Origin of the sequence: Colwellia piezophila ATCC BAA-637 (genome assembly GCF_000378625.1) — a bacterium.
In the GTDB taxonomy this organism is placed as follows: domain Bacteria; phylum Pseudomonadota; class Gammaproteobacteria; order Enterobacterales; family Alteromonadaceae; genus Colwellia; species Colwellia piezophila.
On record NZ_KB905162.1, the window covers coordinates 205,912 to 221,891 of the forward strand.

The window sequence follows — 15,980 nt, forward strand, 5'->3', positions numbered from 1 at the left end:
GTGATCTAACCTTTATGTTAACAATCGCTGAACAAAAAATATCATCGACAGATCTTAGTAAAATTGTCCGTTTTGTCGATGATTATTCTGGCATTCAGTTGTCTGACAAAAAACAAAGCATGGTGGAAGGACGATTAAGAAAAAGACTACGGCATTTAAATATGGCAAACTTTAAAGTATATACTCAGTTTGTTTTAAGTGCTAGTGGTAAAGACGAAGTGATTCATCTAATTGATGCTTTAACCACTAATAAAACCAATTTTTTTCGTGAAAAAGATCACTTTGATTATATTGTCAAAACTCTGCTGCCTAAGTTAGTGAGCCAAGGCATAGGTCGAACTCGACCACTGCGGATATGGAGTGCTGGTTGCTCTAGTGGCGAAGAACCTTATACCCTTGCTATGTTGCTTAGCGAGTGGAATGAAACACATGCCCCTCTCGACTTTGAAATTATTGCTACTGATATTTCAATTTCAGTATTAAAAAAAGCTAAACAAGCACTTTATACTGAAAAAGATATTGAACCAGTGCCGATTGATATGCGCAGGAAATACTTCAGGCGTAGTATTCAAGATCCAAATGTTTTGCAAGTTTCTGGTGTAGTAAAAAACCAAGTTTCTTTTGGAATATTGAACTTTAAAAATAAAATTTATCGATTACCCGATAAGATGGATATTATTTTTTGTCGCAATGTGTTGATTTATTTTGATAAAACAAACCAACAAGATATTATTAACAAGTTTTGTCAGTTATTGGTACCGCAGGGTAATTTATTTTTAGGGCACTCAGAATCGATTCACGGTCTAAAATTGCCGTTAGATTTAATTGGTCAAACCATCTATCAGAAGCACGATAGAGTTCAAATTTAACTCATATTGATTACCGATAAATAATTTTTAAGCAAAAAATATTATGATGATAAAAAATAAAAAAATTAAAGTTTTGATTGTTGATGATTCAGCAGTAGTCAGGCAAACACTGAGTGAAATATTTTCCAGCGATAAAGATATTGAGGTCATTGGCACGGCTCAAGATCCTATTGTCGCTGCACAAAAAATGAGTGTGCAAGCGCCCGATGTTATCACCTTAGATATTGAAATGCCCCGTATGGACGGTCTGACTTTTTTACGAAAAATTATGCATCAACATCCATTACCTGTGGTGATTTGTTCAAGTTTAGTGGGTAATGGCACTGAAACCTTAGCCAAAGCGATTGAATACGGAGCCATTGAAATTGTCGCTAAACCTCAACAAGGCACAGCCGTGTTTTTACAAGAAGCTCGCATTATTCTCTGTGATGCTATCAAAGCGGCATTTTTAGCTAAACCGGTAAAACTGAGGAAATCTAACCAAATACGGCCTAAATTAAACGCCGATGCTATGCTGAAGAAAAACAGTTCTTATGCGATGGCTAAAACCACTGAAACAATTGTGGTGGTGGGTGCATCAACGGGTGGCACTGAAGCTTTGGCGGTATTTTTATCAGCCTTACCGATCAATTCTCCTGGTATGGTCATAGTGCAACATATGCCTGAGGGTTTTACTAAAACCTTTGCCGAACGACTTAATGGCCTTAGTGCTGTTACTGTTAAAGAAGCGTGCAATGGTGATTCTATCTTACGAGGACACGTATTACTTGCACCTGGTAATAAGCATATCATCTGTAAAAGAAGCGGCTCTCGATATTATGTCGAAGTGCAATCCGGGCCGTTAGTCTCAAGACACCGTCCTTCTGTGGATGTTTTATTTAGATCTGCCGCCAATTATATTGGTAAAAATGCTGTGGGTATTATCATGACAGGCATGGGGGATGACGGTGCTAAAGGCATGAAAGAAATGAGCGATGCTGGCGCCTATACTATTGCGCAAGATGAAGCCAGTTGCGTGGTTTTTGGCATGTCGAATGAGGCGATAAAAACAGGTGGTGTCAATAAAGTATTACCTCTTGAAAAAATAGCACAAGAAATTTTCACTAGGACAAAATAATTAAAAAAATGTACTTTTATAAGTTATTTCAATTTGTTAATGTGATTTTGTAGTTTTTACCTCATGAAGCATTAGCCGTTTGGTCTTGTCTCGAAGGGATACTTGTGATGTTTGCTGTCGGTGTGACTCGTCGTTTATTAAGGCGGTTTTAATACCCGCTTGCTTATCTGTAGGTATTTTAACTATTTGGGCTAAGCGTGTTTCATTTCTGTTCATCGGATGAGATATACATTCTTTTTGTCGATTGACACAGTCGTTTCAGTATTCAATTCTTTAGTGTGATTTAGGACCTGTTTGTTGTGTAGTCGAACTTTGAGAGGCAATGGCACTTTGGGGGCGAACCCCCCTTAGAGGTAATACTCTAATTCATCTTAACTTTTAAGAAGGTCAATGTCCGCTATGGTGGCGTTGTTGCCAGTCAGGATGAGGAACATTAGGGTTGATACATCTATGCCACCTGCAAGCTCATTACTGCCGTTGGTATTCCAATATATAACGTTAACTTTTGACCTAAAGTGGTAATTAACTGAGTTTGACTTTAAAATTTCTTTGCCAATATCAAGCATTCGTTATATCTGAAAATTACTTATTCTCCAGTATAACCACAACTTCAGCTCATTTTTACATTTATCTAAAAGTATTATCCTCCCCTTATATTGTCGACAATGTGTCGATGTAAGTCAACGGTACTTGTTTTTTGGTGTTGTTTATCTTATTATTGTCGACAATAATGGTAAGGGAGAGATTGTCGGAATGTGGTATGACTTATTTGGTACGATAAATACAATATTTATTTTTGTCAGTTTATATGGCGTATTTTTACAGCTTAATAAAGTCTGGTTGAGAAAGAGGAACCGTGAAACTAAAGTTACTCAAATGTTGTCACAAAACCAGTTCACAATGAGCTTTCTCGCTTATTTTTCTTTCTTTATATATGGATATAGCATTGACCCTTTTAATCATTATATGGTTTGGCCAAGGCTTTTTGCTTCAGTATTGGTTACGCTAATATTGTTCGAAATGTGGCAAGATAGAAAGTCAAAACCCTCATTGTTTTGTATTTTATTTGTTGGCTTGAGCTTTGTTGTCGGCGTTGTCGGACTTGTTTTTAATGATACCTTGTCAGGTCAAAGTCAGGATTTTCAGACAATTTTAATTGTGACGGTCTCTGCTTTATTAGCTCAAGGGTACGCACATCAAATAAAGTTAATTATTGAATCGGGAAAGACTGGTGCTATAGATATAAGGATGAGTCAGTTTATTCTTATGATGGATATTTCCACCATCGCTTTTGCTATTTCTATGGGAGTTAGAGACGGTTGGCCTCTGATCGTTCTTGCCTTCGTTAGTGGCATGACTAAACTCGTTATTATGTATCTATTCCGTTGGGTTCGCATTAGTCCTAAAGCCGAATATCGTCGATTAAATTCAAAGAGCTGAGCGACCGAAAATCGCTCTAAGCAGCGAAATACCAATAGATATTAGTGACCGCTGTGGTGGCGCATGAGCCAGTCAGGATGAGGGACAATTAAGTTTTTTATTTTTAAATTGGAAGCTTTACTTAACTTTGAGCCTGGATTGAAGTACCAAGCGCTCAAAAGCGGTCATTATAATTCGGCTTTACTTTTATATTGATAATACCCAAACAAGGGGTAAATAATTTATGAAGAAGGGTAACGAAGATAGAGCCAAGCGATGACTGTGGCGGCAACTAAACAACAAGATTCTTATAACCAATAATAAGTTTAATCAGCAAAAAAATATGTGAGGTGAAGGGCTATAGCTATACTATCAGAATTAAGACATAGCTCATTGTTTTGGATCGGAAAGGCGTTTCAGCATACTGCTATCATAGAATTTAAAATGAGTATCTTTATTCCTTTTAGCCTCGTACATTGCAATGTCTGCGAACTTAACAATATCAAAACTGTTTATTGAATCATCAGGTGAAACAGCTACCCCAAGACTAAGACTGATTTTCATTTGTTGTCCCTGAATCATCACCGGTGATTCGGTAGTTTTTAACACTTTGGCGACAATATATTGAATTTCTGTGATAGCTTTAACGTCTTTTATCAGTACAACAAACTCATCTCCACCAACACGAAATATACTATCATCAGAACGCAAAGCGGCTTTAAGACGAACGGCAACTTCTTTTAATATCATATCTCCTGATTCATGGCCAAAGGTATCATTTAGAACTTTAAAGTCATTCAAGTCAATGAAAAATATCGCTAATTTTGTATTTGATTCTTTTGAGTGATTAATCGCATGTTCAATTTCTTCATTCATTTTTGAGCGATTTTTCAATCCAGTTAAGTCATCGTGAAAGGCTTTATGGCCTAATACTTTTGTTCTTTCATATACTTTTTCACTCATTGTATAAAAACTGGAGAGTAAATATCCCATTTCATCATTTGGAACTACATCAACAATACTCAGCGCTTTTCCTTCTTCTGTTTTCTTTGTGCTGTCAAGCAGGATTTTTAGTGGCTGAAACAAGTTTTTATTTAAAAAGAGCAGCACGAAAACTGCCAAAAAACAAAAGAAGAGCAACTGAACTAGTATCAAGGTTTCTATCTTCGCTCGACTTGCTTTATAGTCTCCCTTTCTTTGTTCTAACAAAAGCCGCTCTTCATTATTAAAGTTAGTCAAGAGTCTTCTTAGACTGTCCATATACTGTTTACCCTTGTTAGCTTTTACCAAGGCTAGGGCTTCAATGTTATTATTTACTTTAACAAATTCAATTGTTTGACGTAATTCAGAGAATTTACTTTCTGCCATTTTATGGATAAGGTCTAGTCGTTCTTGCTGTTGAGGGTTGTCTTTAGTAAGAAGTTTTAATTTTTTGAAATGCGTTATAGAATCAGTAATCCCTGCATAGTAGGGTTGCAAATAACTAGCATCATTTGTCAGTAAATAACCTCTTTGTCCAGTTTCAGTGTCTTTGAGGCTACTTAGGAAGCGATCACTGTGATGAAGAACGTTATGAGTATGATTAACCCAAAATAACTTACCTTCTTCAAAAGATGTTAACTGAAAAAAGAAAAGTGAATTGCCAATGGCTGTTATAAACAAAAAAGAAATTAGCAATTTTAACTTTAAACGCATACTCATAAGAAGTTACTTTAATTGTGGTTGTTTTGTGGACACAATAAATGCCCGTACCAGCATATATTTAAGACGTTGCAAAGCATTTAGTTCCTTGAATGTGATCCGCTAGATATTCTGCTTCGGTACGAATATCCAGCAAGATAAAATCGTCATTGACTAAGAGATATTCTGCTAGCTGTTGTGAAGAGATATGAGATGCTTTCGATTTAGCTTATCTCTTATCTCTTATCTCTTATCTCTTATCTGTTATTGCTTGTTTAGTTTTTATCTCGTTCCAAGCATGTATACAGTTTAGCGTCATTAAAATAATAAGATGCTTTAGAAATTTAGACATAGCAGATATCCTTATAAAAATAATAATCAAACTAGGTCATAATTGACTGGAGCAGAGAGCTGAAGTACTTTTTGTCCACTTTATAGCGCAAGTACTTATTAATTTGGCTAGATGTCTGTTGCAGGTGCTACTGTCACATATTCATAACTAAATGCTCTGACTTTTTTACCTGAATCGGCAACAAACTCTACCGTTGTTGAGCGAGGTAATATCAATACAGCCTCGTACTCTTCACCAGTTAAAAAAGTGTCATTGCCACATTTGAGGTCTTGGGTTAATTTAATCCGCATTACTACTTTTCTCTATCTATGTTGAATAATTGAACTGACTATACCATTTTCTCGGTACAAATGAGTGCAAACAATGTTCTGACTGATTTCAATCAGATTTCTGTAAAATTATATCCTATCTTAGCATTAAATTACACTTTGGCCGAGCCAGTACAAAAGATAGTTCGATAAGAACGCTGATGCTTCATATTTTTATTCTATAGATTGCTCTGCGGTATTAGTGAACGTGTAGTTGTATCTCACAATGGGGGGCTATTTCGCTTTAGAATATATGTGCTAAAAATTATTTTTATGGCGCTGTGGAGGCATTATCAACTTAGAGTATCATGCTAAGATTAGCTACTTTGACGTGAGAAAATATAAGAGTGAGGGGTATTAGGCTCGCTCTTGAAAGAAAAATTTAGCCGTTAAAATTAGTGCATTTATGTCATTTTTTGCGATAAGCGCAGGGGTATTATTTCTACTTACCTCCGCTCTTAGGCTGTTAATTATCAAAATGCAGTTAAGCGCTCAATAAACCATAATGTTGCTGTGATACCACAGAAGTAACTAATGGGTAAGCGCAGCATGGTTAAGGTTAATGGTTTTTTTCGTCGCCACTGATAAAGGCTCGATGCCAATTTAACTAATAAAAATAGCGCTATAACAAACAACAATTGACCTATTTCTACGCCAATATTAAAACTTAATAGTGCTAATGATTTTTCACTTTCAGGCAAACCAATATCACTGAGTACGGCCGCAAAACCAAAGCCATGTAGTAAGCCAAAACTTGATGACACCAATACCGGGTAGCGCAAGCTTAAACTGTGTTGTCGGTTTTTCGCTATCTCCCAAGCAAGAAAAATAATACTCAAGGCGATAACCGCTTCTACCGGTTCAATCGGGATAACCATAACATTCGTGGCAGCAAGAAAGAGGGTTACTGAGTGGGCGAGGGTAAAGCCGGTGATGGTATAGAATAACTTCTTTCGACTACCAGATATATACACTAGGCAAGCGACAAATAATAAATGGTCTAACCCGATAAGGATGTGTTTAATGCCTATTTCTGTATAGGTGATTGCGGTATCAAAAGTACTTAAAGAAACCATCTTTTTAATTAAGTAGTTGGGTTTTTCAACATTAAGCACCGTGGTGAATGTTTCTTGATTTGTCCCAATAATACGAACCAGTACATCACCCGTTGAGCGTTCAATGCCATCAATGGTGATCATAACGCCAGTTAAGCCATCCTCACGCTGAAAACTTGAATATTCGATATAAGCATTATTAAAAATGTGCTTTCTGGTTAAACCCACTTGTTGGCTTTTATCAGGTAAAGCAAACTGTATCGGCTCTTTTTTACCGTTGCGTAGCGGCACTTTCCAAACGACATCGAAATTTGTGTTACTCGTTGCGGTAATGGTTAGTGAGGCAGGGCGCATATCATCAGCAAGTGCCTGGCTAGCAAACAAAGCAAAGAGTGGGAAAAGCAGTACCAGTCGACATAACAGGTTGATCTTATGCCTTATCTTGCTATTTATATTAACTATCATTGGCTTACTCACTTTCTACCGTTGGCGTTTTTTCAATGGTATAACGTTGTAGTAATTGCTCTTCAAAGCTTGCTTTAGCAACTTGTAAATTTTGATATTGCCAATCGACTAATACTTTCCTTCTCACTGAATCAAAGTCTTTATTACCCGCAGGTATTTGTTGTTCAACTAAAACAAAGTGAATACCGTGGGAAGACTCAACCGGGCCAAACCATGAATAAAGTGGAGCGGCTAGTAATTTTTCGCTAAAACCAGTGCCAAATACTCTATCGATTTGCACTGAGTTTTGCCCGGTAACTTGATAAGGCAATAATTTCAATTCGCCTTGTGGTGTTTTACCTTGAGTTATTAACTGTCGCTGCTGGACTATTTTCTGTTGTAACGCTGCTTTAGTCACATCAACAGACAATTGAACCTGGGTAAAACTTAGTAATGGTTGGGTTTGATATTTATCAATATGCTGCTGATAAAATCCCCTTAGTTCTGTGGTAGTAGGCTCTTTGGTAGTAACAAGATCTTCAATCAAAAACTCAATTTTTTGACGTAAGCGTCTATCAATGACGGTATCGCCCTTATCCATATTCAAGGCGCGCGCTTCACGTAGGTACATTTCATTGATAGCGTAATGGCGGGTGGCGTTTTCTAACTCTTTAGCTAAAGGCGCTCGATTCCAGCGTGTTAAAAAGCTTTGTTTAATTTGTTCTACACGCCCTTGACTGACCGTAATAGTGTTGGGATTAGACTCTTGGGCATTCAATTGCTCAAAGAGTATAAATAATAAAATAGCAACGACGAGAAAGTGAAGCAAAGGCTCGGTAATAATTTTTTTAAGCATGATAAATACAACGACTTATAAATGAGAGTTAAGTGTTAAGAGTTAAGTGTTAAGAGTTAAGTGTTAAGAGGTGAAGCGGCGGGGCTAACGACTAAAATAACTCAGCCTTACCCGTGTATATGAGTAAGGCTGATAAATTTTCACTGCGATTATTTAGCTGAATACCAAATCGGTGAAGAATAAGCACGCTCTTGACCAACAAGCCTGGCTTCTTTTGGCAATACAGCACCCAATCTTACTTTATCGTACAATACCCAACGCGGTGTTGGGATTTCAATAACACGGGTGTAATAAAACGATGACTCATTCTTATCAAAATCAGGATCTGTCCAAACCGTAGATAGTTGTGCATCACCAATACTGTTACTCCATGTAGCCGTATTAAGGTCAACGGTATTACCTACAGGCTGCCTAGCACGACCAGACTTATCAATTTTACGGCCATCAGAAACGGCAACATCATAAACGCGTTCATGTAATTTACCCGACTTATCTAACCAGCCTTTGATCACTTGTATGCGGTCAAGGTAAGCACTTTTTGGATCGCGCATCGCATAAATCATAAATGATGGAGCTTTGTTTGATTTTTGCTTAACCAGGTCGCCACCCATAGGTACACCTTTGGCATAACCCACTTTAGCAGGATCGTTGGCTAATAAATCTTTTTGCTGATAATTCCAACCACCAAAGAATCGCACTGTCATGCGCGGGCCAGTAGTACCGTAAGTTTCCTTACGCTGCATGGCATCAAATAAGGCGCCACGGGTATTTTCATGGGCCCAAATACCGGTATAACCAGAAGCGACTAAGTTATAGCCTTCGATTCTACCTAATTTAGAGGCAATAAAGGGGTGATTAATACGGTCTTGAGAAGGTTCAACGCTAGTTGATTTACCAAAAAAATTATCTTCATCAGCAGTTGCTAGTGAAGTATGGCTATCCGTAGCGCCACCAAAACCGAACTTGTACGGGTTATAACCGAGTTTTTTCTCTAATAGCAAACCTTGTTTAAGGGCTTCACGAGCATATTCACCTTTTAACATTTCAGGTCTTTTCAATTCAGTGATATCTAAGTTACCGACATCCCAGTTTTCAAAATCAGAAAACTCATCCTCAGGAGATAAATAAGGGTGGGCTTCACCGTCACCTTTTATCTGGGTTATTTCGTAATGCGGTTCCCACTTGGCGCGAAGTTTTACGTAGTTTTTATCAACCGTGCCACCAGCGTAAGTGCCTTCGGTAGGGAACATCCAACCATTTGATAAGTTGCCATTATGAGCGAAAGCAAAGGCTTGACCGCCAGTGTTTTTTTCATAATCTTCTAGCCATTGATAAAGCGCTAGCGGGTCGGTACTGCCTAAGGGCGGTTGTGTAGTTAATGGTTCAATTTTCAAGGCAATATCGGCATTGTCACGCAAGATAACATTACGGTGTAAGTTGAACCCTTTTGGCACTGAGGTCCATTCAAAACCGATAAAGGCGGTAAATAAACCCGGCTCATTATGCTCTTCAGCTGCATTGACGATTTTTTTCCAAACACGGTTAAATACTTCTGAACCAGGACTGTAATCTTTAACGAGTTGTTTAGGTAGGGTCATTTGTGCAAAATTAGTGATTAAATCAAAGGCGGCTTCTCCTGCGGCTTTACCACCTTTTTTAAACCCTTCATGCCACTCTTTACCTTTAGGAATGGCTAAAATATTATCAGTACCTGATTGTATATCGGTAGCTATACCCATTAAATCGGTATGGTCAGTAACAATGAGCCAATCTAAAGGTCGGGCTAATTTTACCGGAATGCCTTTAGCTGAATTAATTTGCTCACCGCGTGCTAATCGATAGGCATCATCAATACTGACGGTATTGCCAAATAAGCCGGCATCAAGTGATAAGCCAGTATGAAGATGAGAGTCACCCCAATAAACATTATTCGGTTGGGTATTATTAGCGTGAGGCGAGTATTTCATATCCGCCTTAGTTGCTGTTGGTGAAGCTAACGCAATTTGCGAAGAGGCAAGCACGCAAGCGAGGCTAATAGCGGTAACTAGCTTATTTTTTAGCATAACAATTCCTTGTAAGTATCTTAATAATAACAATTTATAGAAGGAAGCAACTATTTAGAATAGCTTGGTAATCGTTTTGTGTAAAGTTGCTTGCACGTAAGTGTTGGCTGTAGCGCTACAGTTTATAGAAAGGCTACAGACTTTAGATAGGTTATTAAAGCAGGGTAATCAAAGCTATCAATTGAAACGAAAAAATCGCTGACGTCTATTGCGGTGCTTTGCTGACTCCTAACTGGCCGATAAGCGTGCCTGTTATTGCACCTTGCGTTAATCATAGCTGTTAATGGCCAATAATATTTCATCATAATTTGGTGCTTTTTAACTAAGAAGTACGCTTTAACTGCTAATAGTAGGGCACTTTTTTGATATTTCACACTAATATTATTTATAATACAAATAATTTGTTATTATTTGTATGATAAATGTTGTAATTAATATTTTTATGATTATAGTGTGAATGGAGCTGTTTAAAAAAACGGCCAAAAAACATAAAACATAAAACATATATTGACGAGTTAGCAGCAGGTAACATCGTCATGGGAGAGTCTGAAATGCAGAATAAAAAGCCAAAGCTTAGTTATTTGTCAATGCTTGTTATGCTAAACCTAGGAGTAAGCTCAGCCGTTAGTGCGGAGGAAGTGGTAAAGAAAGATGTACAGGAAGATGCGGTTGAAGTGATCACTATTAGCGGTATACGTGGCAGCTTGATCAAATCCAAAGATATAAAAATGGATGCCAACACCATAGTTGATGTGATTACTTCAGAAGATATTGGTAAATTTCCCGATCAGAACGTGGCAGAATCTCTACAGCGAATTACGGGTGTTTCAATAGATCGTAAAGGTGGTGAAGGTCAACTTATTACCGTACGTGGCATGGGACCTGAGTTTACCTCGGTATTGCTAAATCGTCGTACGTTAGCAACAACCAGTGGCGGCCGAGCATTCAGTTTTGATATCCTAGCATCAGAACTTATCAGCGGTGCCGAAGTATATAAAACCCAATCATCCAATCTACAAGAGGGAGCTATTGGCGCAACCGTTAATATAACAACCTTTAGACCTTTTGATATTCCTGGCTTTAAAGCTACAGGCACAGTAAAAGCACAGTATGATGAAATGACAGGTGAAACAGCACCGCAATTTTCAGGGTTAATTAGTAATACCTTTGATGACGATAAGTTTGGCGTGTTGTTTTCTTTTGCTCATAATGAGCGTAAAAGCCGTTATGATAGTGCCAATACTGCCTATTATTGGCATACCGACTTAACAATGGATGACGGTACTTATTATGATGATATCTATTTCCCACAAAACTACGATCAAATAGCTCAAACGGAAGAAAGAACACGTGATAATGCTAACGTGGTGTTGCAGTATAAACCGACAGACAATCTCGCGTTTACGGTTGATGCACTTTATTCGAAGTATGAGGTTGATTATCGCCAAGATATTTTAGCCCATTGGTTCTCTAAAGGTCAGTTAACTGATGTCCAATTAGACGAAAATGGCACTTTGGTAAAACTCTCTATGGGCAAAGGCAGTAACAGTGATGTTATGGTACGCCAATCTCAAACTAGTAACGAATTAATTGCGCTTGGCTTCAATGCTGACTGGAATGCAACTGATGTTTTAAATTTAAATTTTGATGTCAGCTATTCTGAAGCCGAGTCTGATCCTAAAGCAGGTTCAACAGATACGGTTGCCTCAAGACCAGGTGATTATACCTATGATCGTAGTTCAGGTGACCAGTTACCGGAATTAACTTTTGATCGTGATAGCTCAGCAAGTGGTTTAAAAGCTGGTTGGGGAGAGCGTTTTGGTTCGGTTCGAAAAGATGAAGTACTAGAAATTAAAATTGATGCTGAATGGATTATAGATGCAGGGCCGTTATCAAAAATTGGCTTCGGCATTATGTCATCAGACCGAACATTATCAAATAAATCAGAGCGTACTACTCGTCCAATGCCATGGTTATGGGGCGATAACAGTACCGCAATAATTTTACCAGAAGACATGTTTACAACTTATGATGCCGATGGCTTTTTATCTGGCGGTAGTGGTAACCCCGAGCAATCTTGGCTTTCATTTGATTCAGAAGACTTCTTTGATTATCTAACGTCAGCGGGTGTTGTCGCACAAATGGATGACCCGGCTTATACTCAAGAATTAATTGATGAAAATGATGGTTTTACCATGCATCAAGTACCATGGACTTATGAAGTTAATGAAGCGTTATTGGCTTTTTATACTGATGCCTATTTTGATGGTGACATCGCAAATATGCCCTGGTCAATTACCGCAGGTATGCGTTATGTTGAAACGAGCAGTACCTCAAATGGTTTTGCTATTCCGTTATTAGATTTAGAGCCGTCTGTCGGGAAACCGGGTTTTGTTAATGCTATTGAAGGTGATGATTATACGCCTATCACCATTAAACATAAGTATGACAATTGGTTACCTAGCGTTAATGCTAAAATTGAGATTGTTGATGATTTAATTGCACGTTTTGCCTATTCGAAAAGTATCACTCGTCCAGAACTTGATGCGATGTCACCTGAATCAGGTTACAACGGTGGTGATGTTAACCATTTAACTGGCTGGGGTTCTAACCCTAAATTAATGCCATTTGAATCGAACAATTTAGATTTAGGTCTAGAGTGGTACTATGGCGAAGGAAGTTATGCCGCCATTGCTATGTTCACTAAAGACGTTGATGGTTACTTAGATTACGATGAAGTTGATGAAGTTGTTGTTGTGCCAAGCGGCACTTATGACTATAAAATCTCTCGTCCGGTCAATTCAAATCAAGCAGATATTGAAGGTTATGAAATTGCAGTTCAGCATATGTTCACAAGCTTACCTGCACCTTTTGATGGTCTAGGTATTATCGCCAATAAAACCTTTGTCGATAGTAAATCAACGGCTGATGATGGTGAAACATCTTTACCATTAATTGGTTTAAGCGATTCAGCTAACTTGATATTGTTCTATGAAAAAGATGCGGTGCAACTACGTGTAGCGTGGAACCAACGTGATCGCTTTATGCAATCTAAACCGCAATCTTGGCGCGATGGTCACTATGTTGAGGATTATGCTCAAGTGGATATTAGTGGTAGTTATGACGTAAACGAACACTTAACGGTTTTCTTTGAAGGCATAAATATTACCAATGAACTTTATATCACTACTGCAAAATATGATAATCAGTATTTAGACATAACTGAGACAGGTCCTCGTTACTCGGTTGGTATTCGAGGTTCATTCTAACTAACAGATAAAATTAATTTCACCAAAATATTGAGCGTTAATTCGGCCGTTACCGATTAGCGCTCCTTTTTTCATTATGACGAACAGAAAATTTATATTATGAGCAAGGTACATATTTGGCTTAGAGCTGAAACAAAACCCCACGAGCAACGTACAGCACTTTCTCCCCAAGGCGCTAAAGCATTAATTGATGCTGGCTTTAAAGTGACGGTTGAGTGTTCAACTCAAAATATCTTTCATCAAGATTTATACCAAGCAGTTAATGCTGAATTAGTTGCCCAAGGTAGTTGGGTTGATGCGCCGACAGACGCAATTATTTTGGGATTAAAAGAATTACCTGAAGATAATTTCCCACTAATCCATCAACATATTTACTTCGCTCATGCCTATAAAGAGCAAGCTGGATGGCAGGCTCTATTGTCACGGTTTAAAACCGGAGGCGGAGAACTATTTGATTTAGAATACTTAGTTGATGCACAGCAACGAAGAGTTGCTGCCTTTGGTTATTGGGCCGGTTTTGCTGGCGCAGCATTATCGGTGTTGGCGTGGGTCAATCAGCAACAAAAAATCACGCCTCCATTAGCCGATATTTCATCTTATAAAGATAAACAGCAACTGCTTGATGATATTGAACAAGCGCTTAATCAATTAGCCAGTAAGCCGCAATTATTAGTGATTGGTGCTAAAGGACGTAGTGGTAAAGGTGCGGTTGATTTAGCTAAAGCACTTTCACTGGCAGTACTGGAATGGGACTTAGAGGAAACTAAAAAAGGTGGTCCTTTTGAGGAAGTTATCCACGCAGATATCTTTATTAATTGTGTGTTAATTAATAAAGACCTACCGCCTTTTATTACCAAAAAACTGCTGAGCAAAAAAGAGCGCGAATTATCGGTTATAGTTGATGTAAGTTGTGATCCTTACGGTAGTTACAATCCATTACCCATTTATCAGCAATGTACTACCTTTAAAGCACCTTGTTTACGTATTGAGCATACTAAGGTGCTCGATCTCATCGCTATTGATCACCTGCCTTCACTTTTACCTAAAGAAAGCAGTGAAGACTATGGCGAACAGTTATTAACACATTTATTAACCCTTGATGATAAATCTCAAGGCGTTTGGCCTACAGCACTCGCTCTATTTAAAAGCAAAACTAATACCATTTGAATTAATTAAGGTTACAGCTGTCATTTTGAAATAAGCAATGAGAATAAATGTTCAAGAACAAGGCGCTTTCAATCCCAATAGCTGGCTATTGGGATTGAAAGCAACGAAGTTATTGGGTATTTAGACCATTTAAAAATGATCGCTTACTTAGTTTAATTGGTATATGAATCTATAAAGGAAGAACATGACAAATACAATACATTGGCTAGGAGCAGGGCTATCGTCTGCACCTGGTATTATCGCATTAGCAAACAAAACAACACCACTTATTGTCTGGAATCGTAGCTTGTCGAAAGCTGAACAAGCATTGAAAAATGATAAGGTTCAGATTGATGTACGTGAACTAGATTGGGAGGTATTAACTGAAATCGTAAAACCCGGTGATGTACTGGTTTCTATGTTGCCAGCCACTCTGCATTTAACCGTGGCGCAGTTTTGCTTGAAACATAAAGCTCACTTTGTTTCTAGCAGCTATATAGCAGCAGAAATGGCTGAATTAAATTCACCAGCAAAAGACTTGAACCTATGTTTCGTCAATGAAGTGGGGTTAGATCCAGGCATTGATCATTTATTAGCGCATTTACTGGTTGATAGTTACCAAAATAGTGCGCAATTTTCACCTAAAAACCAACATTACTTCCGCTCTTACTGTGGTGGTTTCCCTAAGGTAGCCAATGATTTTAAATATAAATTTAGCTGGTCACCTTTAGGTGTTTTGAAAGCATTGCGTTCAAAAGCTAAATGGCAAGCAGATGGTATGGTTAAAACGTCAAGTGCGCCATGGGAAGCATTAAGCGAGTATAAAGCACAGTTATCGAATCATTGTGAAACGTTTCAAGCATATCCCAACAGAGACTCATTGCCTTTTATTAAACAATATAATTTTCAAGATGATTGGGATGTGCAAGAGTTTGTCCGTGGCACGTTACGCCTCAATGGTTGGTCGACAGCATGGCAACCATTATTTGACGAAATAGCCACCTTAGAAGGCAGTAGTGGCGAAGAGCGTTTAGTAGAAATTAGTCGCGAGCTTGAGAAAAAATACCTTTATGACAAAGGTGAAGTCGATCGTGTAGTGATGTGTGTCGAGCTAGAAGTTCGCCAAGCAGGCAAAGTGGTTTGGCATCAAAGTTATCATCTTGATAGCCAAGGAAACGCGCAAGGACAAGCAATGGCTCGTTTAGTGTCGTTGCCAGTGAGTTTAGCTATTGAGTCAGTGCTCAATAATGAAATACCTACTGGTGTAAGTGCCGCGCCAGAAGAGCCTGAACGCATTAACCAATGGCTTTCAGCGCTAAGGGCTAATGGCGATTCGATAGGGCATCATAATCATTTAGAGAAATAAACAAAAACGGCGATTAAATTTTATTTAATCGCCGTT

11 protein-coding genes are annotated in these 15,980 nt (G+C 38.2%); 6 read left to right on the top strand and 5 right to left on the bottom strand.

Features of this window, described 5'->3' with window-relative positions:
* Positions 1-14: 14 nt before the first annotated feature.
* The 3 genes from F580_RS0106700 to F580_RS0106720 all read left to right on the top strand — a co-directional run bounded on the left by F580_RS0106700 (position 15) and on the right by F580_RS0106720 (position 3,426).
* Complete coding sequence (locus F580_RS0106700) at positions 15-869, top strand: CheR family methyltransferase (protein ID WP_019026934.1); 855 nt, start codon at positions 15-17, stop codon at positions 867-869.
* Between the two features lie 43 nt (positions 870-912).
* On the top strand, positions 913-1,986 hold the full coding sequence (locus F580_RS0106705) for a protein-glutamate methylesterase/protein-glutamine glutaminase (RefSeq protein WP_019026935.1): 1,074 nt from the start codon (positions 913-915) through the stop codon (positions 1,984-1,986).
* 690 nt (positions 1,987-2,676) lie between these two features.
* Positions 2,677-3,426, top strand: coding sequence for a hypothetical protein (locus F580_RS0106720; RefSeq protein WP_019026938.1), 750 nt, complete (start codon positions 2,677-2,679; stop codon positions 3,424-3,426).
* A gap of 369 nt (positions 3,427-3,795) precedes the next feature.
* Here F580_RS0106720 and F580_RS0106725 read toward each other — a convergent pair whose 3' ends face one another.
* The 5 genes from F580_RS0106725 to F580_RS0106745 form a co-directional block, all read right to left on the bottom strand.
* A complete protein-coding gene (locus F580_RS0106725; RefSeq protein WP_019026939.1) occupies positions 3,796-5,106 on the bottom strand; it encodes a CHASE3 domain-containing protein in 1,311 nt (436 codons plus the stop codon).
* Between the two features lie 438 nt (positions 5,107-5,544).
* Positions 5,545-5,727: a hypothetical protein gene (locus F580_RS0106730; RefSeq protein ID WP_019026940.1), complete on the bottom strand. Its 183-nt coding sequence runs from the start codon at positions 5,725-5,727 to the stop codon at positions 5,545-5,547.
* 491 nt (positions 5,728-6,218) lie between these two features.
* Positions 6,219-7,265 (bottom strand): HupE/UreJ family protein, encoded by a 1,047-nt coding sequence (locus F580_RS0106735; protein ID WP_019026941.1) that lies wholly within the window; start codon positions 7,263-7,265, stop codon positions 6,219-6,221.
* 4 nt (positions 7,266-7,269) lie between these two features.
* Positions 7,270-8,100, bottom strand: coding sequence for a peptidyl-prolyl cis-trans isomerase (locus F580_RS0106740; RefSeq protein WP_019026942.1), 831 nt, complete (start codon positions 8,098-8,100; stop codon positions 7,270-7,272).
* Between the two features lie 149 nt (positions 8,101-8,249).
* Positions 8,250-10,163, bottom strand: coding sequence for a DUF3604 domain-containing protein (locus F580_RS0106745; protein ID WP_019026943.1), 1,914 nt, complete (start codon positions 10,161-10,163; stop codon positions 8,250-8,252).
* Between the two features lie 551 nt (positions 10,164-10,714).
* Here F580_RS0106745 and F580_RS0106750 point away from each other — a divergent pair.
* From F580_RS0106750 to F580_RS0106760, 3 genes are all read left to right on the top strand, one after another.
* Positions 10,715-13,432: a TonB-dependent receptor gene (locus tag F580_RS0106750; RefSeq protein ID WP_157443025.1), complete on the top strand. Its 2,718-nt coding sequence runs from the start codon at positions 10,715-10,717 to the stop codon at positions 13,430-13,432.
* Positions 13,433-13,531: 99 nt separating this feature from the next.
* The gene (locus F580_RS0106755) at positions 13,532-14,599 is read left to right on the top strand and encodes a saccharopine dehydrogenase (RefSeq protein ID WP_019026945.1); all 1,068 of its coding nucleotides are present in this window, start codon (positions 13,532-13,534) and stop codon (positions 14,597-14,599) included.
* A gap of 184 nt (positions 14,600-14,783) precedes the next feature.
* Positions 14,784-15,944, top strand: coding sequence for a saccharopine dehydrogenase family protein (locus F580_RS0106760; RefSeq protein WP_019026946.1), 1,161 nt, complete (start codon positions 14,784-14,786; stop codon positions 15,942-15,944).
* The last annotated feature ends 36 nt before the right edge of the window (positions 15,945-15,980 follow it).

What these genes read in the sequence shown, in the direction of transcription:
- F580_RS0106700 (WP_019026934.1), top strand. Translation starts at nt 15, where the DNA reads ATGTTAACAATCGCTGAACAAAAAATATCATCGACAGATCTTAGTAAA.
- F580_RS0106705 (WP_019026935.1), top strand. Translation starts at nt 913, where the DNA reads ATGATGATAAAAAATAAAAAAATTAAAGTTTTGATTGTTGATGATTCA.
- F580_RS0106725 (WP_019026939.1), bottom strand. Translation starts at nt 5,106, where the DNA reads ATGAGTATGCGTTTAAAGTTAAAATTGCTAATTTCTTTTTTGTTTATA.
- F580_RS0106730 (WP_019026940.1), bottom strand. Translation starts at nt 5,727, where the DNA reads ATGCGGATTAAATTAACCCAAGACCTCAAATGTGGCAATGACACTTTT.
- F580_RS0106735 (WP_019026941.1), bottom strand. Translation starts at nt 7,265, where the DNA reads ATGATAGTTAATATAAATAGCAAGATAAGGCATAAGATCAACCTGTTA.
- F580_RS0106740 (WP_019026942.1), bottom strand. Translation starts at nt 8,100, where the DNA reads ATGCTTAAAAAAATTATTACCGAGCCTTTGCTTCACTTTCTCGTCGTT.
- F580_RS0106745 (WP_019026943.1), bottom strand. Translation starts at nt 10,163, where the DNA reads ATGCTAAAAAATAAGCTAGTTACCGCTATTAGCCTCGCTTGCGTGCTT.
- F580_RS0106750 (WP_157443025.1), top strand. Translation starts at nt 10,715, where the DNA reads ATGCAGAATAAAAAGCCAAAGCTTAGTTATTTGTCAATGCTTGTTATG.
- F580_RS0106755 (WP_019026945.1), top strand. Translation starts at nt 13,532, where the DNA reads ATGAGCAAGGTACATATTTGGCTTAGAGCTGAAACAAAACCCCACGAG.
- F580_RS0106760 (WP_019026946.1), top strand. Translation starts at nt 14,784, where the DNA reads ATGACAAATACAATACATTGGCTAGGAGCAGGGCTATCGTCTGCACCT.